This window comes from Lunatibacter salilacus (assembly GCF_009797935.1).
In the GTDB taxonomy this organism is placed as follows: domain Bacteria; phylum Bacteroidota; class Bacteroidia; order Cytophagales; family Cyclobacteriaceae; genus Lunatibacter; species Lunatibacter salilacus.
The window spans coordinates 254,183-277,842 of record NZ_VOLC01000004.1 but is presented as its reverse complement, the minus strand read 5'-3'; the positions used below and the strand labels follow the sequence as shown (position 1 = coordinate 277,842).

General features: G+C 43.7%; 15 protein-coding genes. 10 read left to right on the top strand and 5 right to left on the bottom strand.

Annotated features, from left to right (window positions below; all coding sequences use genetic code 11):
* The first annotated feature begins 214 nt into the window (after positions 1-214).
* Positions 215-1,033 (top strand): HAEPLYID family protein, encoded by an 819-nt coding sequence (locus FQ608_RS07835; RefSeq protein WP_158857265.1) that lies wholly within the window; start codon positions 215-217, stop codon positions 1,031-1,033.
* A gap of 51 nt (positions 1,034-1,084) precedes the next feature.
* Here FQ608_RS07835 and FQ608_RS07830 read toward each other — a convergent pair whose 3' ends face one another.
* Genes FQ608_RS07830 through trkA form a run of 3 tightly spaced genes read right to left on the bottom strand, consistent with a single transcriptional unit; the run spans position 1,085 to position 4,684 of the window.
* Complete coding sequence (locus FQ608_RS07830; RefSeq protein ID WP_158857264.1) at positions 1,085-1,873, bottom strand: PhzF family phenazine biosynthesis protein; 789 nt, start codon at positions 1,871-1,873, stop codon at positions 1,085-1,087.
* A gap of 10 nt (positions 1,874-1,883) precedes the next feature.
* Positions 1,884-3,335, bottom strand: coding sequence for a TrkH family potassium uptake protein (locus FQ608_RS07825; RefSeq protein WP_158857263.1), 1,452 nt, complete (start codon positions 3,333-3,335; stop codon positions 1,884-1,886).
* A gap of 2 nt (positions 3,336-3,337) precedes the next feature.
* Complete coding sequence (trkA, locus tag FQ608_RS07820) at positions 3,338-4,684, bottom strand: Trk system potassium transporter TrkA (protein ID WP_158857262.1); 1,347 nt, start codon at positions 4,682-4,684, stop codon at positions 3,338-3,340.
* Positions 4,685-4,899: 215 nt separating this feature from the next.
* Between trkA and FQ608_RS07815 the strand changes: the two genes are divergently transcribed.
* Positions 4,900-5,982, top strand: a complete 1,083-nt coding sequence (locus FQ608_RS07815) for a bile acid:sodium symporter family protein (protein WP_234364122.1) — start codon at positions 4,900-4,902, stop codon at positions 5,980-5,982.
* A gap of 153 nt (positions 5,983-6,135) precedes the next feature.
* Here the strand turns inward: FQ608_RS07815 and FQ608_RS07810 are convergent, their stop codons facing one another.
* The gene (locus FQ608_RS07810) at positions 6,136-7,296 is read right to left on the bottom strand and encodes an AGE family epimerase/isomerase (RefSeq protein WP_158857261.1); all 1,161 of its coding nucleotides are present in this window, start codon (positions 7,294-7,296) and stop codon (positions 6,136-6,138) included.
* A gap of 504 nt (positions 7,297-7,800) precedes the next feature.
* Between FQ608_RS07810 and FQ608_RS07805 the strand changes: the two genes are divergently transcribed.
* The 8 genes from FQ608_RS07805 (at position 7,801) to FQ608_RS07770 (ending at position 20,508) form a co-directional block, all read left to right on the top strand.
* Positions 7,801-10,872, top strand: a complete 3,072-nt coding sequence (locus tag FQ608_RS07805) for a SusC/RagA family TonB-linked outer membrane protein (protein ID WP_234364121.1) — start codon at positions 7,801-7,803, stop codon at positions 10,870-10,872.
* Positions 10,873-10,885: 13 nt separating this feature from the next.
* Positions 10,886-12,439, top strand: coding sequence for a RagB/SusD family nutrient uptake outer membrane protein (locus tag FQ608_RS07800; protein ID WP_158857260.1), 1,554 nt, complete (start codon positions 10,886-10,888; stop codon positions 12,437-12,439).
* Positions 12,440-12,812: 373 nt separating this feature from the next.
* Positions 12,813-13,919, top strand: a complete 1,107-nt coding sequence (locus FQ608_RS07795; RefSeq protein WP_158857259.1) for a LamG domain-containing protein — start codon at positions 12,813-12,815, stop codon at positions 13,917-13,919.
* 76 nt (positions 13,920-13,995) lie between these two features.
* Positions 13,996-15,837: an alkaline phosphatase gene (locus FQ608_RS07790; protein WP_158857258.1), complete on the top strand. Its 1,842-nt coding sequence runs from the start codon at positions 13,996-13,998 to the stop codon at positions 15,835-15,837.
* Positions 15,838-15,984: 147 nt separating this feature from the next.
* Positions 15,985-16,713: a lysophospholipid acyltransferase family protein gene (locus tag FQ608_RS07785; protein ID WP_158857257.1), complete on the top strand. Its 729-nt coding sequence runs from the start codon at positions 15,985-15,987 to the stop codon at positions 16,711-16,713.
* 483 nt (positions 16,714-17,196) lie between these two features.
* Positions 17,197-17,550 carry a DUF6152 family protein gene (locus tag FQ608_RS07780; protein WP_158857256.1) on the top strand — a complete coding sequence of 118 codons (354 nt, stop codon included), beginning with the start codon at positions 17,197-17,199 and terminating at the stop codon, positions 17,548-17,550.
* A 2-nt stretch (positions 17,551-17,552) separates the two neighbouring features.
* Positions 17,553-18,032, top strand: coding sequence for a DUF6644 family protein (locus FQ608_RS07775; RefSeq protein ID WP_234364120.1), 480 nt, complete (start codon positions 17,553-17,555; stop codon positions 18,030-18,032).
* A gap of 238 nt (positions 18,033-18,270) precedes the next feature.
* Positions 18,271-20,508 carry an amino acid permease gene (locus FQ608_RS07770; RefSeq protein ID WP_158857255.1) on the top strand — a complete coding sequence of 746 codons (2,238 nt, stop codon included), beginning with the start codon at positions 18,271-18,273 and terminating at the stop codon, positions 20,506-20,508.
* Between the two features lie 1,039 nt (positions 20,509-21,547).
* On the opposite strand, the gene FQ608_RS07765 is transcribed toward FQ608_RS07770, so the two are convergent.
* Positions 21,548-23,656, bottom strand: coding sequence for an alpha/beta hydrolase family protein (locus tag FQ608_RS07765; protein WP_158857254.1), 2,109 nt, complete (start codon positions 23,654-23,656; stop codon positions 21,548-21,550).
* Between the last annotated feature and the right edge of the window lie 4 nt (positions 23,657-23,660).

Here is a 23,660-nt window from a genome sequence, read left to right as displayed (position 1 = left end):
CTCCCTAGTTTAATCCAATAAACTTCAACAACTAGCTGATTATCAACAAAACCTAGAAGGTTACGGATTTAGGTAATTTTCAATCCTGCCATAGAGAAGCAAATGTAAAATTTTGAACCACAAAAAATTTAAATTGCATTATTAAAATATAATTTTTTATTTTACAAATAGGTAATTTTACCCCCCCACGGAAACCGATTAAATTAGCTATTGTATGAAAGGTATCAGTCTATTGATATTTCTATTGGCAGCTCCGACAGCCGTATTAGCACAGTTTTTCCCCAAAAAACCAGAAACCGGCCTCAGACCCCAAGTGATGCATGCAGATCCTGTCTTTGAGGATATGACCACAGTTTTGGGTGCCAGAAAAGGAGAAAATGAACTTAACCTCAACTTTGGGTACAATCGGGTAAGAAACAACCATCATAGCTTACTCGGCCAGATAGAATATGAAATAGCTCCCGTGGACTACCTAGGGTTCGAAATCGTACTGCCTTATTCCCTCTATTTCAGTAATGAAATGTCACCTGTACCGCGGCCTGACAATCAGTTGGAGTTTTTACAATGGGCCTCCCAATACACTTTTTATGTTAATGAAAAAAAAGGGATTAGTATGGGGCTTGGTTTTAAGAACGTGCTGGAAATGCGAAGTCCGGAAGGGCAACATTCAGGTTTTAAATTGGAGGAAATGTCCCTGTTACCTTTTTATATGATAGGTAAAAACTGGCAGGACACCTATTTTTTCCTGTTTTCGGGAGGGCCGGAAATCACTAGGCAACTTCGGCCATTGGAGACGGAATGGGCTATTAATCTGAACTCCAATTTTCATTATGCTTTCTCGGAGAAGGACCACATGGTGGGACTGGAGATCAATAAACAAATAGCAGAAGGTGCAATTGGTATGATTTTCAGGCCGCAACTTACGCTGAATGTATGGGAAGATATTGTGGTTGGAATGGTGATTGGTATTCCTGTCGGGCTAGAGGAGGATAAGTGGAATGCCTTTGTTCGATTAGCTTATGAATTCCGATAAAGACGTTTGACTGACTCAGCCTAACTTTTGTCCAGGTGGTATCGCTATAATCTAATTCAACCATTCAAATTCTCCGCTAAGAGCCAGTTTTTCCCCCTCTAATATAATTTTAAAAGCACCACCTCTTGGGCTAAGCTGGTGGGCGTTCATCTTTTGCTTATTCAACCTGCCCGACCAAAAGTGTGCCAGCATGGCATGAGATGAACCTGTGGCATGGTCCTCCAGTTGCTGCACGTGGGGTACGAGCGTGCGGCTGACAAAGTCTATTTGATCTCCGGGAGCAGTTACGGCATAGCCGAATATTTCCGATTGCCTAAGCATCTCAAAGTTGGGGACCATCTGCCTGATTGCTGATTCTGATTCTGCCAAGATGATGTGTTTGTTGCCCGTCTCATACATGGCAAGGAGAGATATTCCCAAACCAGCCGAAATTGCTTTGGGGATCGGCACCTCTTTAATAACGGGTATAGGATCCATAATCAATGAGACCGAATTAGGTGCCTCGTATTTGACCTGCATCTTTCCTGCGGCATATTGGAGCGTAAAGGTGACTATTTGGGGGTGTTTTTGGCCAAGAAATGCAGCGGCCGCAGCGGCGCCATGCCCACAGAGTCCAATTTCCTCATCTGGGGCAAACCACCTTATCAAAAAGGTATCGGGTATGGAAGTGGGAGACAAAAAGGAAGTAGCCGGTTGGCCTATTTCAGCAGCAAGCTGTTGCATTTCAAGCGTTGACAACTCCTCTGATGTCTCTATAACGGCGGCTGGATTGCCTTTAAAACCCAACGTGCTATTGGTAAATACCGCAGCTATTCGATAATCATAACGTGATTTTTTCATAGGATAACTATTAATTGGCCCGCCAGAAATAGGGGGTAAACAACACCAAAATGGTGAAAAGCTCCAACCTACCCAACAACATCAGAAAACTCAAAAAGAGTTTGCCAAATGGGGAAAAGAATGCGAAGTTATCCATTGGACCCACTAGACCGATAGCCGGCCCCACATTGCCCAGAGAGGTAGCCACTGCTCCAAAAGAAGTAAGCAGATCATACCCTGCTATGGACATGACAATACTTCCCAAGACAAAAATCATCAGGTAAATCAGGAGAAAGTTCATAATATGGGTGATAATCCTACCCGGGACCCGTTCTCCGTTGATTTTCAAGGGAACGACAGCACGGGGGTGAACAATCCGTTTAAACTCCAAGGTTGTGTTTTTTACAAAAGTAAGGTGCCGGATAAATTTTATTCCCCCACTTGTGGACCCCGCACAAGCGCCCAAAAACAGTAGCATGAAAAAAATAATGGTTAGCCCGTTGCTATAAGAAGTATAATCTGCGGTAACATAACCTGTTGTCGTTACCAGAGAAATAATTTGAAAGAGGGTATCTCGGAAAGCTTTTTCAAAGTGATCCCCTGTCAGAAAATAAATTGGTACGACTAATCCCACCGTAAGTATTACCAAACTAATTACATACGCTCGAAATTCATCACTTGCCCATATGCGGCCAAACCTGCCTTTTACTCCATAATAAATCAGCGTGAAGTTAGTTCCAGCCAAAAACATAAAGATAATTGCAGTATAGTGTATGGCCGGATTAGTGAAATAGGCCAAGGAGGCATTCTTGGTAGAAAATCCCCCGGTAGCCATGGTGGTTAACGCATGGTTGACCGCATCAAAAAAGGACATTCCTTCGAATCTGTAAAGGAATATCAATAAAATTGTCAGGCCAACATACACAAACCACAGCCGTTTGGCAGTTTCCCGGATTCTAGGATGCAATTTGTCTGAAGTGGGTCCCGGGGACTCCGCTACAAAAAGTTCGATTCCGCCTATTCCCAGTAGTGGAAAAATGGCCACTGTCAAAACGATAATGCCCAACCCTCCTATCCATTGAGTCATGCTCCGCCAAAGAAGTATCCCCGCAGGCATTGCTTCTATATCTGTTAAAATAGTCGCGCCAGTGGTAGTAAATCCGGATACAGTCTCAAAAATAGCATCTGGCAGGAAAGAGATAGTCTCACTGATCAAATATGGAATCGCGCCAAAGACTGTCATGAAAAGCCAACTCAGCGCCACAATCATATACCCCTCCCGCTTGCGGATATTCTGATCTTGGGAGGCGAAAGAAAAAAACATCCCGGCCCCAGTCGCCAATGAGATCCCAGAAGCTGCCAACAGGGATAATTGATCACCGCCTTGATAATAATATGAAAATGCAATACTTGGAATCATTAAAACCCCCAACAGCATCAGGAGGCCGCCCATTACCTTAAAAATTGCTTTGTAATGAATCATGCCTAATTAAATAATTTTTCAAGAACCGGCTTGGCTGACGGTAATGCCAACACGATTGCCTTATCGTGAAGTAAGAGGTGAAAATCACCATCCGGAATAAACACTTCGTCTCCACGAATTACACCCGCAACTATCGCCGTATCCGGAAAGTGGAGTTCCGCCAGCGATTTTTTTGTCAGTCTATTGTTTTTGCTAACCACATATTGTACAAATTCGGCATCCACCCCGTGAATTCCTGAAATCGCTTCCACAGTGCCTTTTCTGAGGTATCGGTTCACATAGTTGGCAGCTACAAGCTTTTTGTTGATCAGTGAATCCACCCCGATGCTGTGCGAAATATGAATGTATTCCCGGGTATCTACATGGGCAATAGTCTTATATACACCGTGATTTTTTGCACTTAAGCTGGTGATGATATTAGTTTCTGAACTACCCGTCAACGCCAAAAACCCATCCATGGTCTCCAAGCCCTCATCAATGAGAAGAGAAATATTCTTGTAGTCCCCGTGTATTACTAAGGTATTGTTCAACCGTTGTGCAAGCCATTTACAACGCTCCTTTTCGTTATGGATAAGTGTGACACGGTATATTTCCTCCAGCTTGTAGGCTGTGGAATATGCCAAATCATCTCCTCCAATAATCATTACTTGATTGATATCTACCTGCTTGTGCCGGATAAGATCCCGAATAGAATCTACGGACTTCTTGTCGGAAATAAAGAAAACGTGGTCTCCATTCCTAATATAGGTGTTCCCTCTCGGAATAATGGTTATCTGATCCCTTACCAAAGCGATTATCCTTATATCCTCAAAAATGGGGTCAGTACTTGTATCTGATAATCGCTTGTTGATAAGTGGAGAATACCTGTCCAACGTAATACCCACCACATTAAGTTTTCCCCCTTCAAATTCTATGACCTCCGAAAAGATGGAATTTTTCATCATTTTGGTAATCTCCGTGCTGCACAGCATAGAAGGGGAAATGAGTGAGTCTATTCCCAAATCCAAAAAGTATTTTTGGTTTTCCGGATAAAGGTAATCGTGGTTTCGTACTCGGGCAATTACTTTTTTGGCACCTAATTGCTTGGCCAATACTGCGGTGACTATATTAGTCTTTTCCGAGGTTGTTACTGCCAAAACTAGTTCTGCATTGTGAACATTAGCTTTTTTCAACACATCTATGGATGCAGAATCCCCCATGATCGTCATCACGTCCAATCTGGATGATATGTTGTCCAACACATCCGCATCCAGGTCAATTAGAATAATATCTTTGTTTTCGTAACACAGCTGCTCCGCCAAATGATACCCCATATCCCCGGCACCCGCAATCACAATATTCATGGCCATAAATGCTATTCGGATTAAAACCAGTGCAAAATTACGAAAGAAAAGTTGGTAAACTTAGGGAAAACCCACATATTTCATTTTTAGATTCGCTTTAAAAACTTACCAATTCCCGTTTATTTTAAAATATCATCACCCGTACTGTGCAGCATTTTGATTCTGGGAAAAAACTGTTACTTTAACCAACGCAATTGTCCACAACCTTTTACTCATCACGCTTGAAGAATAAACTAATTTACCGCTATGTATTAGGCATTTCAGGGATATCGATGGCAATCGTTGGCTGGTTATTTTCCGTCGGTAAACCTACAGAAGCAGGTCCTTTTCTAATTGTTTCGCTTGCCACACTATCTATAGGAGTAAAAGGATTTTCATGGGTAAGTGGATTATCCTTTACCCTGTTGATTTTGTCGGTAGTCGCTGCCTCCCTTTATTATCCCGACTTCTTTCTGACTATTGGCAACTATGAAACCGCAGGGTTGATCACTCCCCTTATTCAAGTTATCATGTTTGGAATGGGTACTTCTATGGGGTTAAATGACTTTTTCGCCCTCGCAAAATCACCGAAGGCTGTGCTTGTCGGAGTGGGATGTCAATTTACGCTAATGCCGGGCTTGGCGTTTGGCATAGCCTTTTTCAGTGGTTTTCCCACGGAAATCGCCGCCGGCATTATTTTGCTGGGCTGTGCTCCGACCTCAGTGGCTTCCCCGGTAATGTGCTACCTGGCCAAGGCCAACGTGGCACTGACAATTACCATCGTTTCGGTCACAACTTTGATCGCCCCTTTTGTCATCCCTTTACTGATGAAATTGTTGGCCGATGGGTTTATCGAAATTGACGTTCTGGCTATGATGTGGAATATCATACAAATCGTATTGGTACCAATAGGGGCCGGATTGCTCTTTAATAAGTTTCTCTCCGGAAAAGCCATTTGGCTGGACAAAGCCATGCCTTATATTTCTATGGGCGGAATTGTCCTTATAGTTGCCATTATCATGGCTGCCGGGCAGGAAAGTTTGTTGAATATGGGCTTGCTCCTAATTCTGGCTGTCTTGATCCACAATTTATTGGGATATCTTTCCGGTTATTGGGTTGGTCGGTTTTTCAACCTAAATGAGCAGGACTGCCGCACAATTTCCATTGCAACCGGTATGCAAAATGCGGGACTGGTTTCGGGCATTGCCAAAACAATGGGTAAAATCGCCACCGTAGGGCTGGCATCCGCAGTATGCGGACCCCTGATGGGTTTTACATCTTCGGTATTGGCTTCGTATTGGAACAGCAAGGAATCAAAAAAGTAGTTCTAGTTTTTATGAACTATCTGGTTACTCAAACCGATTTTTTTAACACATAGATGCATAGTTCACATAAGACTATTTCAAAGGAAACTCTTGGTGATGGTAGCAAAAATCTTGAATCTTAAAGGTTCGCTTTAAGCTTAAAAAAATCTGCGGTCAGTCTGGAAGCTTTTCCATTGTCTTCCATATTTGATAAAGAGCGCGGGGCACATGGAAGCATCCCTTCCATTTTCCACCTTTTGATTGTAGCAACATCTCTCCCCTTCTGTTTAAATAACCAAACCACTCCCCATGCTCTGGATCGGCAAAGTGGTGCCAGCTATATTCATGTACCCGGACAAACCATTCCCTACATCGCTCGTCACCAGTCAATTGATATCCCTTCGCTAAGGCAATTAGCGTTTCCAAGTGAACCCACCAAAGTTTCTGATCCCACTCCAGCTGTTGTGGGGGTTTACCCATCACATCGAGAAAATAAAAAATCCCTCCAAACTCTTTATCCCAACCATATTCCAAAAGACGCAATGTCACCTCCTTGGCACGTTCTATTAAAGCCCTATCTGATGTCCGTGATGCCAAATCCATCATAAACCACATCGCTTCAATTCCATGCCCCGGATTGATTAGCCGGCCTTCAAAGCTGTCGCTCTTTTTGCCTTCCGGGCTTAGGTTTTCATAAATCAGCAGGCTTTCCCTATCTAAAAACACCTCCATTACTTCCTTTTTGCAGTGTTGCAAAGTCTCCTCTACGAGCGACTTCGAAAGCAGCGGCTCAAGTTCCAAACAAAGATTACTCAAAATCATCGGCAAAGAAAAGCCCTTTAATGGCCGGGTACCCGGGAAAATCTTGTTGTACTCCCCTTTAGGATTTTCCTGCCGGGCAAGAATATTGGCGAATGTCCGCTTCGCCAAATCAAGGCTTTCATCATCCCCTGCCGCCTGCCCATACACGCTAAATGCCATTGCGGCAAAACAGTCAGAAAAAATATTGTACGGTTGGACCAAAGGAAGGCCTTCCCGGGTCATGGAAAAATAAAAGCTTCCATGCTGGTCTTTCCCGAATTCTTTCAAAAAATCAATGCCCAGCTTCGACATTTTCAGCCATTCAGGTCGGTTTTCGAGACGTTGATACAACATGGCGTAAGTCCATGCCTGCCTGCCCTGCAGCCAAATAAATTTGTCCGTATCATATACATTCCCCTGCCGGTCAAGACAGGAAAAGTACCCACCATATTCATTATCGGGAGAATGGGTGTCCCAAAAAGGAAGTACATCCTCTAAAAGCGCAGTTTTATACAATTCCAGGTATTCCTTCATTATCACGGAGTTTTGGTTAATTCCTTTAGGGCTGTTTTCTGAAAGGTCAAATTGGCTCGGCTGCTATCAAGCCAAATTCGTAGGCGGATAGGTCCAGGTTCTGTCACAAGACCAAAAACACATGTATGCCCACAGAAAAATGGCCGGAATGATTCGCTTCATATTTAAGGGAATTAGGTTGTTTTTTCAGGCTGAGTAAAAGAGAAAAAACCAACATCGGTCTATTCCTTTCTAAAGGTAGCGTCAACTAGGCAAGAAAGCTTTGCGTAGGTCATCACTATTTTCAAAATTATGGAAAAAAGCGGTAGCAGAAAAGGTCATTTTTATATTACTAAAAAACTACCCTAGTGTGACCAAATTATTACTGAAAGAATAATACCCCAATTAGGTAATTTAAGGAGAAGTTTTTGAAAGATTTGTCTACCAATGTGAAAGATTTGTCCACTTTTATTTTTTTTGGTTTGATTAACTTTAACCCTATCAACCATCAAAATTTCGCTAATTATGAAGAAAAATTATTACCTACTCATGTTCCTGTGCTGGATAGCTGCTTCGGTGGCTTACGGACAGACAAGAACTGTAAGGGGACAAGTCCTATCTGAAGAGGATAACAGTCCTATACCGGGCGTCTCTGTTTTGGTCAAAGGCACCGGTTCCGGAACCGCCACCGATATCGACGGTAACTACACCGTATCTGTCAGCTCAGAAAATGCCATTTTGGTTTTCTCCTTTGTAGGGTTAGAAAGCAAAGAAGCAGAAGTGGGCAACCAATCTGTAATTAATGTAAGCCTAAAGGCAGATATTGGACAGTTGGGAGAAGTAGTGGTAGTGGGTTACGGTACCACCCGAAGAGCGGACTTGACCACTTCCATCGGGTCACTCGATAATGTAAAAGGTACCGTAGACCGACCCATCTCCAGTGTACAGGATATGCTGCAGGGTCAGGTTGCCGGGGTGACGGTTGTTTCCGGATCTGGTGATCCCGGTGCCACTCCCCGAGTAGTTATCAGGGGGGTTGGAACATTCGGGAATGAATCCCCACTATATGTAGTAGATGGGATGCCTTATTATGGAGGTAGAATCAACCCCAACGACATTGAAAGTATGGTGGTACTGAAAGATGCCGCGGCAGCAGCAATCTACGGAGCCCAGGCTGCGTCAGGTGTCATCGTTATCACCACCAAAAGTGGAAAGAGTGGAGCTACCAAGGTCAGTCTGGACATTTATCAGGGAGTACAATCTGCATACAAAACACCAGAGGCACTAAATGCCGAGGAATACGCCAGTGCTTACAGAGGGGCCGCAGCCCATGCCGGCGCAGTTCCCCAAGCAGCGCATGATCCCCTTTTGAACCCTTGGAGCCAAGTGACTAGGACAAATTGGATGGACGAAATTTTCCAAGCAGGGCCTATTACAAACGCAAATTTGCAGCTAAGCGGCGGAAGTGAAAGAGGCCGGTTCAGCACTTCTTTTGGATACCACAAAAAAGAGGGGATTTTGAGAAATACCGATTTTGAATTATTTTCCTTCCGGTTAAAATCAGAATATGATCTGACTGACAAACTTCGGATCGGACAGAATGTATATGTAAACCATTCCACATCCCAAGGGGTAAATACCAGTAGCAGTTATAGTGGAGCAATTATCAATGCCATTTACATGAACCCGGCTGCTCCGGTTTATGATGAATTTGGTCAGTTTCACGGAACAGTTCCATTCGAGCTCTCCCAGTTTGCAGGAGCTTATGGGGACACCTACAATCCAGTGTCCTTACTTTTACGTCCCAATATAAAAAATCCGAGGTTGAACATCAACGCAATCGCCTATGCGGAATATGATATCTTGGAGAACCTGACGTTTAAGTCATCCTTTTCCATGGACCTTTGGAGCTGGACAGATAAGAATTTTAGCCCCCGTGCGCCGGAAATCGGCAGACCCAGTAATATGAACTTTCTAAATCAGGGTGCAGGGAACAGCAGTCGCTGGATTTGGGATCAACAGTTGAATTACAACAAATCCTTTGACAAGCATAACTTAGGACTGACCGCAGTATATACTGCCCAGTTCCGTCAGGAGGAAGCTTTCAGCTATCAGGTTCAGGACTTTGACCGGGAGGACGACTGGTTTCAATATGCCAGCAATGCCACAACCATCCTTCGTGTCCCTGACGCCTATGGCAATGAAGATGCCCTAACATCCGCTATCGGCAGGATTACATATGATTATGACGACCGCTATTTCTTTATGGGCAGTGCCCGAAGAGATCAAACTTCCCGCCTTCACAGCAACACCAAAACAGACTTCTTCCCTGCCATTTCCGGTGCTTGGAAAATTTCTTCGGAAAGCTTCTTCAATTCTGCTGCCGTAAATTTGCTTAAACTACGAGGCTCATGGGGTCAAATAGGTAATATTTCGTCTGTAGGATTGTATGCGTTCAATATTCCTCTGGCATCTGGAAACAACGTGATCTTGGGTGAACCCGGAACACGAAACAGACACGTATCCTTGAATGAAATGTCAAACTCCAACTTGCGTTGGGAGCGGTCTGAGACGGCTAATATTGGCTTGGACATGGCCTTCTTGTCCAATCGGTTAACGGTGTCCGCAGAATATTACGAGAAGTATACACGTGGACTGATTCTTAGAAACGATCCGGATCCGCATTCCGGTGTACCAACTGGGGCGCTTTCAAATGTGGGTACGGTATTAAATAAAGGAATAGAATTGACCGCCGTCTATTCGGGAGAAATCGGACAACTTCGGTACAGGCTAAATGGTAATATATCTACCATTAACAATGAACTGTTGGATTTGGACGAGTTTACTAATGATTTTATTGCGCATGGAAACGATTTGCGAGGGACGGTGAGACCATTTCGAAGTGAGCCTGGCCAGCCTCTTTTTTCATACCACCTGATTCCCAATGACGGAATATTCCAAAATGCAGCCCAAATTGAAGCTTACGTAAATGCTGACGGTACGAAGATCCAACCAAATGCCAGACCAGGTGACCTTATCTTTCGGGATGTCAACGGCGACGGCAGAATCAGCGATGATGACCGGGTATTTATGGGAAATGCAATGCCTGCTTTTACCTATGGACTTACAGTTAATTTAGAGTACAAGAATTTTGACATGTCCATCTTTGGTCAGGGAGTAGGTGGCGTTATGCTTTTTAACGGGTACAAACATACCGCATACAATGCCGGACTTCAAGGGTATAACTTGGACAGAAGGGTACTGGATGCCTGGACGCCATCAAACCCGAATGCAACGATACCAGTACTATCCACCCAAGATCCTAACGGTAACTTTGGGCAGCCATCCGACTGGTACCTGGAAAAAGGTGATTATCTAAGAATTCGAAACTTCACTTTAGGATATACCGTGCCGGAAAATTTATTGAGCCGGGTAAGGAGCGGATCCAATGTTCGGTTATATGTATCTGCTGAGAACCTGGTAACCTTTACTCCCTATTCGGGCATTGATCCCGAAGTAGGTTCTGGAGCAGTAATCGATAACGGTACCTTTCCGGTACCAAGAACTTTCTCCGCAGGCCTGAATCTTAATTTCTAAAACGTAGCTAACCATGAAACACATAGTTAAAATTTTCCTGATACTACTGATAGTCAGCAGTTCTTGCAGCGACACTTTCACAGAGCTGACTCCACTTGGCAGCCCTACCTCCGGTAACTTTTGGCAGTCCGAAGAGGATGCCGTGACCGCAGTAAACGGTCTATACCAACATTGGGATGATGACAATTTGTTCGGAAGGGCATTTATGTACCTTATAGCCGCATCGGACGATATTATGCAGGGCAGGACCGATGCCGCGGCTGCTGCTATACGGAATTTTCAAGCAACCGGACAGGAAGGTCGAATGGCTCCTATCTATCCCAGAATGTATACCGTAATACAGCGTGCAAATAATATTATAAAGTATGTTCCGGAAATGAACATCAGCGAATCCCTGAAAAACAGAGCCTTGGGAGAAGCATATTTTATGCGTGCCCATACCTATTTTTGGCTTTCGCCACGGTTTGCCGACCACAGAGCGGGCATTCCCATAGTAACTGAAGAGAATATGGAGGACCTATCCTTCACACGTCCTGCCAGTGTTGTAGATAACTACAGGCAAATAGAATCAGATCTGTTGAAAGCTGCCGAGTTGCTTCCTTATTTCACCACTTATTCATCTACTGATTTAGGTAGGGCCCATAAAGATGCCGCTCATGCGTTCCTAGCAAAAAACGCTCTGTATTGGGCACATCACGATGCCAGCAAATGGGCAAGCGTCGTGACTTACGCCGATATGGTCATCAATTCACCTACTGGCCGTGCACTTATCAATACCGGTAATCCGGCTGAGGATTTTGCGAGCGTATTTTACGTAGACAATAACTTCTCCTCCGAATATGTATTTTCTACCGTATCCAGCAACGAGCGGGGTCAAATTCTTCCAGGTGTTATGCTGGAAAATACAGGTTGGGGATTGTATAACGGTTGGGGGACCTTCTCTCCTACCCTTGAACTCTATAATGCCTTCGAGGAAGGAGACTACCGAAAGAATGCCACCTTGTTGGAATTTGGAGATTCGTTTACCTTTTTGGGAAATCCAAGAAGATACTATTCCGGTAACTCTTGGACAGGTATTCAAATCAACAAATACATGCATCCCTACCGTTTTCCCGAAGAAGTGCACCTGAACCCCAATGGAAACTACGTAACTACCAATTTGAACATTCCCCTTATCCGTTTTGCTGAGATCCTACTGCTGAAATCAGAAGCACTGATAATGCAAGGACAAAACGGAGACGGACCGCTAAATCAAGTGAGGGAACGGGCAGGTCTTTCTCCAAAAAGCAGTGCAACGCTTGAAGATCTAAAGCAGGAAAGAAGGGTTGAGTTGGCAGCTGAATATGCCGATAGGCACTTGGATCTGATCCGATGGGGCGATGCCCAGGAAGCTTATTCGAAACCCGCCACCGGAAGAAACCATTTCAACAAGACAGATCCGGACTCCGATTTTGAAGTCTATGAAGTATGGCCAGGCAGGACCTTCAATCCCCAGATTCATCATGTATGGCCGATTCCGCCCAACACAATTGCAATCTCCGGCATCCCACAAAATCAGGGATGGTAATCCCTTAATCTGTTCAGGTTATCTTTCCCCGACAGTAAAACACGCTGTTTTGCTGCCGGAGGAAAGGTTGACTACTTATTCTATTACATTAAATCTTAGCACATGAAATCGAGCATGACGAGTACGTCCCACACTGGGATGATTATCAACCATGCGAAGATTCCATCTGACCATTAAAAGAAAATTATAAACTGATGAAATCGAGCATGACGCAGGCGACGCACGGAGGGATGATTATAATTGCGAGATTCCATGTGGCAACTGAAAAACAATTATAAACACATGAAATCGAGCATGACGCAAGCGACACACACTGGGATGACTATCCGCCATGCGAGATTCCATGTGACAACTGAAAAACAATTATAGACACATGAAAAATAAGCTATTCCTAGTCTTGCTAACATTATCGTCGATTTTGGCAGGATGCAATTCCGATGACTCCATTCCGGTAGACGACAGGCTGCTTGGTCAGTCGGTTACCTTTTCCCACATCAACCCAAGGACAGGTGAGGCCTATCAACCGAATGATGACCGTCCTTATAATGAATTTCAGGATTTCTACCGCTCCAATATGATGGTAGAGCTGGATATCGAATCCACCTATGACATTGACAAAATCGATGTAGTGAGCCTATTAAACAGGGAACTCTTGACCAGCATTCAGGTGGATGGAACTAATGCAAACTTTACCTACCCTGTAGCAGACTTAAACGTGCCGTTTGCGCAGAGTTCTCCCTTGTTATTTCACGTATACTTTAAAGATGAGGGCGTAAAGGGTTTTAGCTACCCGTCGATGAAATCTTATACCTATTTGGTAAGCGACGATGTACCATCCCCTGTCAGTTTCAAACGGGCTGATGGGTCCGTCACTGAGTTGAAGACAACGCCTATCAATGTGGGAAGCCTAGCTCCGGCACCTAATAATCAGGGCATTATTGCCACCTTTAAGCCGAATGAAATCTCCTGCTTGGAGGTGGAAAATGCCTCTTTTCTCAAATTTGGAAATAACCGGAGTTTTTCCTTTAGTTTTTGGTTTAAAACAGACCACGACATCAGTGATCCAGCCATGATCGGAACTATGGCGTGGAGCAGTTCTAATAATACCGGATGGGTTTTAGCCTATAGACGGGGCAATTTAAGGTTGGTAGCCGGAGAAGCTGGAGTTGGCAAAGTCGATTTTGCAGAACCGAGTGTGGGAGAAGGTGGTACGCCATGGATGACAGGTGAGTGGCATTTTATCACGGGTGTTTTTAACCGGGCTGGCAATGCTTCTATCTATGTGGATGGTAACTTATCGGCCGAAAGGCCCATGACTTCTACCAATATCGACAACGACAGCCCCATCTACATCAATCAAGACGGAACCGGTTCTTATGGTGACCGCCTAGGCGCTGCATATAGAAACATTGTCATTTATGACTATGCCCTGACTCCATCACAAATTCAGGAAGTCTATCAAGCCACTAAAATTGATTAAAAACCACTAGCTTTGTTTGTTGTTGGGCCTAGACGGTAGTTTAGGCCCAACTATTTTACCATTTCACTTAATTATCATGACATTTTTGAAAAAAACCTCGCTACCAACTCTGTTAGTTCTGTTGTTTCTTCCAATATTGACTTGGTCGCAGGATAATCCCAATATCCACAGTCATAACGATTACATACGTACCGCACCGTTTTGGGAAGCCTATGCCAATGGGCTGGAATCTATCGAGACAGACGTTATCCTTCTCAATGGTGAGCTTTATGTAGCCCATGAAACAGAGACTATAGCTCCGGAACGGACTCTAAAATCACTATATCTGGATCCCATTCAGGTGGCCTATGAACTGAAAATAAACAATAGAAAACCCTTCCAACTACTGATCGATATAAAGACGGAGGCCTACAGTACATTGGAGAAAATTCAGGAGGCGGTAGCTCCTTATAGCCAACTTTATACCTCATCAGCTGGAGAACCGCCATTAGTTACCTTCGTTATTTCCGGTAACCGTCCCAAAGCATCCGACTATACCAATTACCCCGACCACATCTTATTTGACTATCAAAGCATCACCGAGATCGATGACTTACCAATGGAGAAAATTGCGTTGATAAGCCTAAGCTTTGGTCGCTTTTCGGACTGGAATGGGAAAGGAAGGCTTATTGATTCCCATCAGGAAAGGTTAGAAGAAGCCATAGGCATTGCCCATTCCCTTGGTAAACCCTTCAGGTTTTGGGCAACTCCGGACAGCAAAACTTCCTGGAAGGCATTGTCCGAACTTGGGGTTGATTATATCAATACCGACATGCCCTATGCGGCGAAATCGTACCTGTCTACATTACCAAAAAGGCTCTATTCCAGTCCTAACCAAAAAGAAATTTATACGCCTACCTTTGAGGTCGACGGAAAAGAGTTGCCCATAAAGAGCGTTATTTTGCTAATTGGAGACGGGTTTGGGCTTGCACAATTCTCCTCAGCCCTTTATGGCAACGGCAATCAACTATCACTGGCCACCTTGAAAAATTTGGGGTTAATAAAAACGCAAGCCGCAGATGATTTTACGACCGACTCCGCCGCCGCCGGAACGGCACTTTCCACCGGACAAAAAGTTAAAAACAGAAGTGTGGGTGCATTGCCTGATGGAAGCCCGGCACAAAATCTACCCGAATATCTCCAACAATATGGATTTACAACGGGCATTATAACCACCGACAATGTAACCGGAGCAACGCCGGGGGCATTTTACGCCCACCAAACTGAGCGTGATCTGATCCGAGAAATTGCGGGCGATCTCGCCAAGAGCCCTATCAATCTTTTTATTGGGGGAGGGAAAAACGATTTTCTCCGCTATGATGTGGATGAAATCGGAAATTTGGAAGACGTCGGCTTTGAATTGCTTTCCGGGCTGGATGCATTAGCCCAATCGAAAGCAGACAGGGTGGGATACTTCGCAGCCAATCATGGACTTCCCCGAGTTGCACAGGGCCGTCAGGATTATTTGAAAAATGCCACAAACGCAGCCCTTCAATTTATGAATGCTAAAAACGCCCCGTTCTTTTTGATGATAGAAGCTGCCTATATCGACTCCGGAGGACATAGTAACCATGTAGAAACAGTGGTGGAAGAAGGTATGGATTTTGATGAGGCGGTTGGAGCAGCATTGAAATTTGCCGATGAAGACGGTCAGACACTTGTTATCATTACTGCTGACCACGAAACAGGAGGTGCTACTCTACCACAAGGAAATATTGGAAAAGGTATAGTCGAGATGGAATTTTCCACCCATGACCATACAGGTGTACCCGTCCCAATTTTTGCATACGGGCCGCATGCCGGGGAATTCCGGGGTGTTTATGAAAATACCGAGGTATTTCACAAGATTGTACGGCTAATTGAAAAATACCAGAAGTGAAAAAATGTTGGATATACGACATTCTAGATGTTGCCATTTTATTTGATTTTGGGGTAGGTGAATAGAGAAAATTAAAAATATCTAACTGATTTGGAGTCAATATTTTTATAAAATGACACTGAGGATTACTTTTGCACAAAAAACTGCATGAAGGTATTCCGCATTATTTACAGCGTCTACGCCATCTTGGTATTCTTTATTCTCATGCTGGGTTTCGGACTTTTTATTCTGGTTCCCTCCTTCTTTCCTCCAAAGGGCATAAAATTATCCTATAGGGTCATCCGGCTATGGGCCCGTATGTGGTCTATGCTGGTGGGAATAAAGTTTCGGTGCCACGGATTGGAGCATGTTTCCCTTGAGCAACCCTATATTTATATTTTCAACCACCGTTCCTTTCTGGACGCCCCGGCAATACCCATGTCTATCCCCCAGGAAATTAAGGCCTTGGGAAAGAAGGAAATCAGAAATATCCCCCTGTTCGGATGGGTTATCAGCCAGTATGCGGTTTGGGTAGACCGGAAAAATATCCGTTCCAGGGAGGCGAGTTTGGGAAGACTCGTCCAGTTTCTTCAGGCCGGCTATTCCATTGTGGTGGCTCCTGAGGGTACCCGCAATGACACCAAAGAAGCCTTATTGCCGTTTTACAACGGAGCATTTAGGCTAGCCATAGAAACGCAAACGCCTGTTATGTGCATGGCCATCATCAACGCCGCCCAGATTATGCCCAAGAAAAAGCTTAGCTTGTGGCCGGGAACGGTAGATATCTATTTTTCCGCGCCGATCCTACCACCTGCCAATATGGGTGAAGAGGCAGTTTTGAATTTTAAGGAAAGGTGTTTTAACAGGCTGGAGGCCATGATATTGACGCATGAGTGATGGATGTTTTTAATTGAATCCTCACTCTGAAAAATGAATTGTTTACCTATCATTCCCTAGAAATAAAAATATAAAAACTTTTCTAATTCCTAATTAGCGTAAAAAAATTATCTTTCGAAAATAAAATTATTTAGACACTAAATGGGGTCTAGGAAAAATGAAACCTGCAACCCATTAGGGTAACCAAAAAATAAAAAAACTTATATGTTCTTATATATCTTATATGGTTAATAATTTTTTAAACCATATGAGATATATAAGGCCATATGAGAGGAAAGTGAAACCGATAAGTCGCTCCATACCCCAAATGCCTCTTAAATTTTATTTGGTATAATTTATATAGTTGGGATCTAAGCACAATGAAACGTAAATCCCCTATGGTAAAGCATAAATTGATAAAAATCCCAGAGATATTTTGAAAATATTTTATTGACATTCAGCCATTTATTAATTAATTTTAACTAGTACTCACTTCAATCCGTCATGAAAAATCTACCTAATTTATTATTTGTTGTTTCTATTCTGGTTTTGGGTTCCTTTATAGTCAGACACCATGGATGGTCAAGTTACGATCAGACAAAGGTGTTGGATTTCACCACCGTTATTGAGGAATCCACCTTTGAAAATCCGCATACCATGGCCAAGGTAAAATACGAGGATGAAATTTGGTCGGTATATTTGGCCCCCGCCAGCCGGATGACGGCCAGGGGACTTTCAGCGGACGCGATAAAAAAGGGAACCTCTGCCAGATTGGTAGCTTATCCCCATAAAACAGAAAAAGGGGAAATGCGTGCGGAGAGAATCTATATAGACGGGGAAAAATACGAATTGCGTTAAGCGTGCTGGAGAGTCTAGAATGGCTGGAAAACAGTTCCATGGCGATAGCTGTCCGTCAGTCGCTATGGGCCTATCCCGCTTTGGAGGTGATTCATATTTTGGGAATAGTCCTGATGGTGGGTGCGGCATTTATGTTTGATCTGCGCTTGCTTGGCTTTTCCAGAAAACTTCATGTAGGCGTCCTAGCCCGCCACATATTGCCATGGTCTCAAAGAGGGCTTTTTTTACTAATTATACCGTCGGGATTTTTACTGTTTATTACAAATGCCCAGTCTCTTGGGACAGACACTACCTTTTGGCTTAAAATGGGATTGTTATTATTGGGCGGGATGAATGTCCTGATTTTCCACAGGTTTTTTTTTTCTGAAATTAGTGAATTCGAAACTGGTAACCCTTTTCCCTTACGGGTAAAAGTTTCCGCAACAATTTCTTTAATTGTCTGGACTGCCGTAATTGCCTACGGAAGATGGTTGGCATATTAAGTGATTGGAAATTCCTTTCATCAAAGCAACTTCAATTTATTCAACGGTTAATTATCTTTCCCATCCTGTTTTTACTTGAATGAGCTAATAGTTGCTCTCTTTGCGATTTAACTTAAACAATTGATAGTAGGTAGAGCCATTCGAAAAGAATTTTTTAACTTGCGGCCTCGAATTCGCATCCCCAAGGTTCTTTTAATCCGTATTCAGCTTTAAATTTTATTATGATTCAACTTTTTTTATGAAAAATCCATTTCGAAGAAATGATCATAATAGCGAGCAGGTAATTCCGTCAGTAAAAACTGGCTTGGGCACCTTTGGGGGAGTATTTACTCCTTCTATTCTGACAATTTTAGGGGTAATCATGTACCTCCGGTTTGGATGGGTGGTGGGCAATGTGGGTCTTATTGGCACGCTACTTATTGTAACCATTGCCTCTTCCATTACCTTTTTGACGGCTTTATCGGTAGCCGCCATCGCCACAGATCAGCGGGTCAGAACCGGGGGGGCCTATTATATGGTAAGCAGGTCGCTTGGCGTGGAGGCAGGCGGTGCGATTGGAATTCCTCTTTTTATCGCCCAGGCACTTTCAGTTGCGCTTTATACCGTTGGATTTGCCGAAAGTGTAGTCAGCGTTTTTCCCGCCTTGGAATTCAAATTGGTAGGTATAGTGACAACTATAGCAATCGCCGCTTTGGCTATTGTATCGGCGAAAGTTGCCATTAAAGCCCAATTTTTCATCATGTTTGGCATAGGTCTTTCTCTGTTGTCATTTATTTTTGGTAGTCCGATAGAGGAAACCAGCGTTGAAATGTGGGGAGCGGCAGACCGTCATTCTGAAGGCTTCTGGGTCGTTTTTGCCGTGTTTTTCCCGGCGGTTACCGGAATTATGGCAGGTATAAATATGTCCGGGGATCTTAAAAATCCTTCCAAATCCATTCCAAAGGGAACCTTCGCAGCAGTGGGAGTTGGTTATATTATTTATATGGTGTTGCCAATTCTTTTGGCTAACCGAGCGGATGCAATGACACTGATTGAAGACCCGATGGTCATGCGCAAGATGTCTTATTGGGGCGATGCCATTTTGATAGGGGTTTGGGGGGCTACGCTTTCCAGTGCTGTTGGGAGTATTCTTGGTGCACCTCGGGTACTTCAGGCTTTGGTACGCGATAGAATATTACCACCTTGGCTAGACTGGCTGGGTAAAGGGTCCGGAGATGATGATTCACCACGGCTGGGTACTCTTTTTACATTAGGCATAGCACTAATTGCTGTTTATCTAGGCAATTTAAATGTCATAGCACCCATATTAACCATGTTTTTTCTTACGACATACGGGGTTCTAAATGCTGCCGCAGGGATAGAGAAGTTCTTGGACAGTCCTTCCTTTCGACCCTTGTTTAAAGTTCACTGGATATTTTCCCTTTTGGGAGCCATAGGTTGTATAGCAGTCATGTTTCTGATCAATGCCTTGGCGACCGGGATGGCATTTGTATTCGTAATAATGATCTTCCTATGGTTACAAAGCCGGGAACTACAGACTGCATGGGGGGATGTCAGAAGAGGAATTTATATGGCCATGATCCGTACCGGATTATTAAACCTAAACCGGAAGAAGGCTACCAAGACTTGGAGACCCAATCCACTGGTCCTTTCTGGAGCACCTACCAGCCGCTGGCATCTTATTGATTTTGCCAACTCGATCATACATCAGCGAGGAATATTAACTGTGGCAACAGTCCTTATTAGTGACCATCTTGCTACTGATAGGCTTAGAAAAATGGAAGACAATATCGAGGAGTTTTTATCAAAAAGGCAGACTCAGGGTTTTGCAAGAGTAATTTCCGCATCGGATCCCTTTACTGGGTCTGTGGATTTCGTCAAATCCTATGGTTTTGGTTCTTTGATTCCCAATACAATTATCCTGGGGGATACCGAAAACCAAGATCATATGGAGAATTATTGTGAGATGATTTCACAATTCCATATGCTTGACAGAAATGTCGTCATCATAAAAGATGACAAAAACAGGGGTTTTGGTGACCGAAAAAAAATTGATCTGTGGTGGGGCGGGCTGAAAGCAAATAGTGGCCTTTTGCTGATTTTATCCTATTTGCTATCCACAAGCCGTTCATGGTATGGGGCGGAGGTAACTGTGAAAATGATGGTTCCGAGTGAAAAAGCGGCAAGTGATGCCAAAAGGAATTTATCCGTACTGATCCAAAAATTGAGGACTGGCGCAACATTGGAAGTAATAGTATCAAATGGCAGGAGGATTGATGAGGTTATTTATGATTCCTCGTCCAATGCTGATTTGATCTTTATGGGGATGGCTAAGCCGGATGAAAATTTTGTGGAATATTATAAAAAATTGCAGTCGTGGATTCACAAATTACCTACCACCATACTTGTGCTCGCCGCTAAAGATATCTCTTTTGGTGAAGTGCTTTTGCAGCAGGATGTGTTTAGGAATGATTAAAGCTGGTGATGAGTGATTAATTATGAGTTATGAATTTAAAAATGAAATATTGAAGAAATACAATTGAAATCGGAGCGAAGCGTAGAATTTGGGAGATATTTTCGTGCCTCCCTGAAATCTCATCCATTGCTAAAGTTAATTTTTCTATCTAAATTTAACTCTCAACCACATCGAATATTCGCAACATTATCAAGATGTTATGTAAACCAAACTGGCCACATAAAATGAAAATAACAGCGCAAAATAGCCTGATGGAAGGGGGAAGGGCAAGTTGGGAGAGCACCAACGAGTTCAGTTTTAAAGTCGACAATAAAATATGAGCTGAAGGAAAAATTCACTCCCGCTATCGTCAATGAAAAAAAATGGCTAAAGCGACTTTTTCTCTATGTGAAACTTCAATTAGAAATAAGGAAAAGAATTAAGGAGTTAAGCTCTATAAGAAATCTTCATATTCTAAGGCATTGACAATTTTGACGCAGAAGCTTGACAGATTCGGGTTTTGACGGGAAAGGAATCGCTTCTTCATCCATCACCGCAGCCAAAACAAAACTGAAATATTTCTACTTAACCAGGGGCTGCACTTTACCCCTCGCTATAATATTTCGCCCTTTCAACCAAAACCTATAATTTATGGCAGAAAATATCCGCTCTATCCGCCAAATCAGCGTTTCATTTCAAGATCAAGAAGGCAAAGATCAATAGATTGGGGTTTTGACAGAAGTCTTCACTTCGCAAGACCCCAGCCCTTCCTCCCGTAACAGCTGCCATTCGTTTTTATCTATTTCTTAATGATAATATCAACAGGTATCTATTATCCACTAATATCATTCTCCCTATATTTCGGCCGCTAGGCCATATTTCTACTATATATCAACCATATTTCAATCCCCCTAATATCCATCAATATCAAATATCAACTAATATCAATTCCCTCTATTTCGGCCGTAGGCCATATTTCTACAATATTTCCACAATATTTCAGCTGTGGGCTATATTTCAACACCCAATATCCACAAATATCCAGTATCCATCAATATCATTATTCCCTAACCCACCTCCCCAATACCTCCCTCAACTCTTCTTTTGTTCTAACAGACTGAGTAGGAACTCCAGACTTAGTTGATGTGTTTCTCAATTGCTCCTGCAATAGGGATGTTTCCGAAGTGGATGTTTCCTGAGTCTGAAGTAGCAACGGATTGCGGTCTGACAATGCCTCTACCAAACCCGGCAAGTCGTATTCGGATAATGCCCCTGCCACCGTGTATTCAATGGCGGCGGGATCATACTGGGGATTTCTAACAATTTCTTCAAACGACATCAGAGGATCTATCAAGGCCACACTGGAAATGGCCGGGTTAAAGGCCGCAGCATGCAACAAAACTGATCCCATGTTCCCCTTGGCCACGCCTTTAATGGATTTGGCTCCCTGCTTTGATTGAAGGTAATTTACCAATCGGTTAGTATCACCTGCTTGTATGCCTACGACGCTGCGTCCGATAAGGATACTTCCAAACCAAATATTATACGAATTCCCCTCAAAACTGGAGTCTCCCGTAAACCCACCTCTACCCATCTCCCCGGTATTCAACAAGTCCGGAGCCAACACCATGGTGCCGGATCTAACCAAGGATTCCATATCACCTCCTACTAGGGCATCGGTTCCTTTCCCTTCTGGATTTAAATAGATTATAGCGCTCTGCGTAGGGGTATTGGGCTTCATCAGCAAGTAGGGAATCCAGTAGTCCCCCTCCCCTTTTATCAGGTATTTCTCCACCACATAGCCATCACGCTGAAACCGACCAGTCATCATGGATTCTACATCCCCTTCAGGCACTATATACCCTGAAAGAGCGTTTGAAGCCTCTATTTGTTTAGAAGGGGTATTGTTGATAGGATTCAAATATCTTTGGTTCATATCAAATACCCGCTTTCCCTTATAGGAAGTCAAAACTTGCCCAGTCGGGGTTACCTGTAGTTCTTCTTTGGAAAGGGAGTCGACGATTTCGTCCTTCGACGAGCCCGAAAGATTCAGGTGTTTTTGGAAAAAGGCATACATCGCCTCCCGGTTTTTCGGAGTGGATGCATGGGCGGCATCGTCTTCCGAAACTTCAAAATTTTCTGTAGATCCATAGCTTTCATAGGGGCGCTGAATCTGGGCAGCTGCCTCCCTAGCCCCTTCAATATTAAAAATGTCCCGGGTCGTTATAATCATCATACCCGGCTTAGGTGCACGAACCATCATAAGATCAGGTTGGTCCAGTCCGGCAGATATTCCCCTGTAAAAATTCTGCTCTGCATCCTGGGGACCATGCGTCAACCACAATCGCTTGAATGTAGTAATATAATTCTCCGGAGCAGCTGCATAGATGCGATCATCAAAAGCCGCAATATAAGAAGATTGGGTTCCGCCACCGGATCTACCGGTAATACCGATGCGTTTGGGATCGACTTCGGGACGGGTAAGTAAATAATCAACTGCCCGTATACCGTCCCAAATCATGTATCGCGCTTGGGAACTTCCGGCGATAAACGCCTGGGCTCCCGGATAGGAATGCTGTTTTGTAGGCCCTCCGATAGTTGGTTCATTGGTTTGGGGATTGAAATATTCCAGCCTTTCCCCCTGACCTACCGGGTCAAATGCAAGTACAATAAATCCCTTCTTTACCAAATTCAGAATAACATGCTGGTAAGTAGCCGAGCGGTACCCCTCGAGGGTATGGCCACTGCAATAGATAATTGCAGGCTTTTTCCCGCTGCTTCCCTCTGGAATAAATAAGGTAGCCGTAACAAAAAAACTGGGCTGCGATTCGAAGACCACATGCTCCAAGCTGTATCCCTCTTTTTGAATTGTACGGGTAATTGTAGGATTAAGAGGTGTCTTTTCCGGAAAAGGCCCAACTACTTCCATCAACGTTTTTTCTGTCCAAGCCTGCCGTTCTTTCCAACCTTCCAAGGTGGTGATTTCCTTTATCTCTTGCTCCCTCTTGTCCAAGAGTGTAAAAGCCTGTTTGGTAAGGTGTTTATACAGTGCGTTCTGGCCGTCTGTGAAATTCACCCACTGGGGTTGAATCACATTGAGGTCCTCTTGGGCTTGAAGTACTAACGGAAAAGCAACTAAAAATATCCAGACTAATACGGAATTTTTCATGGGT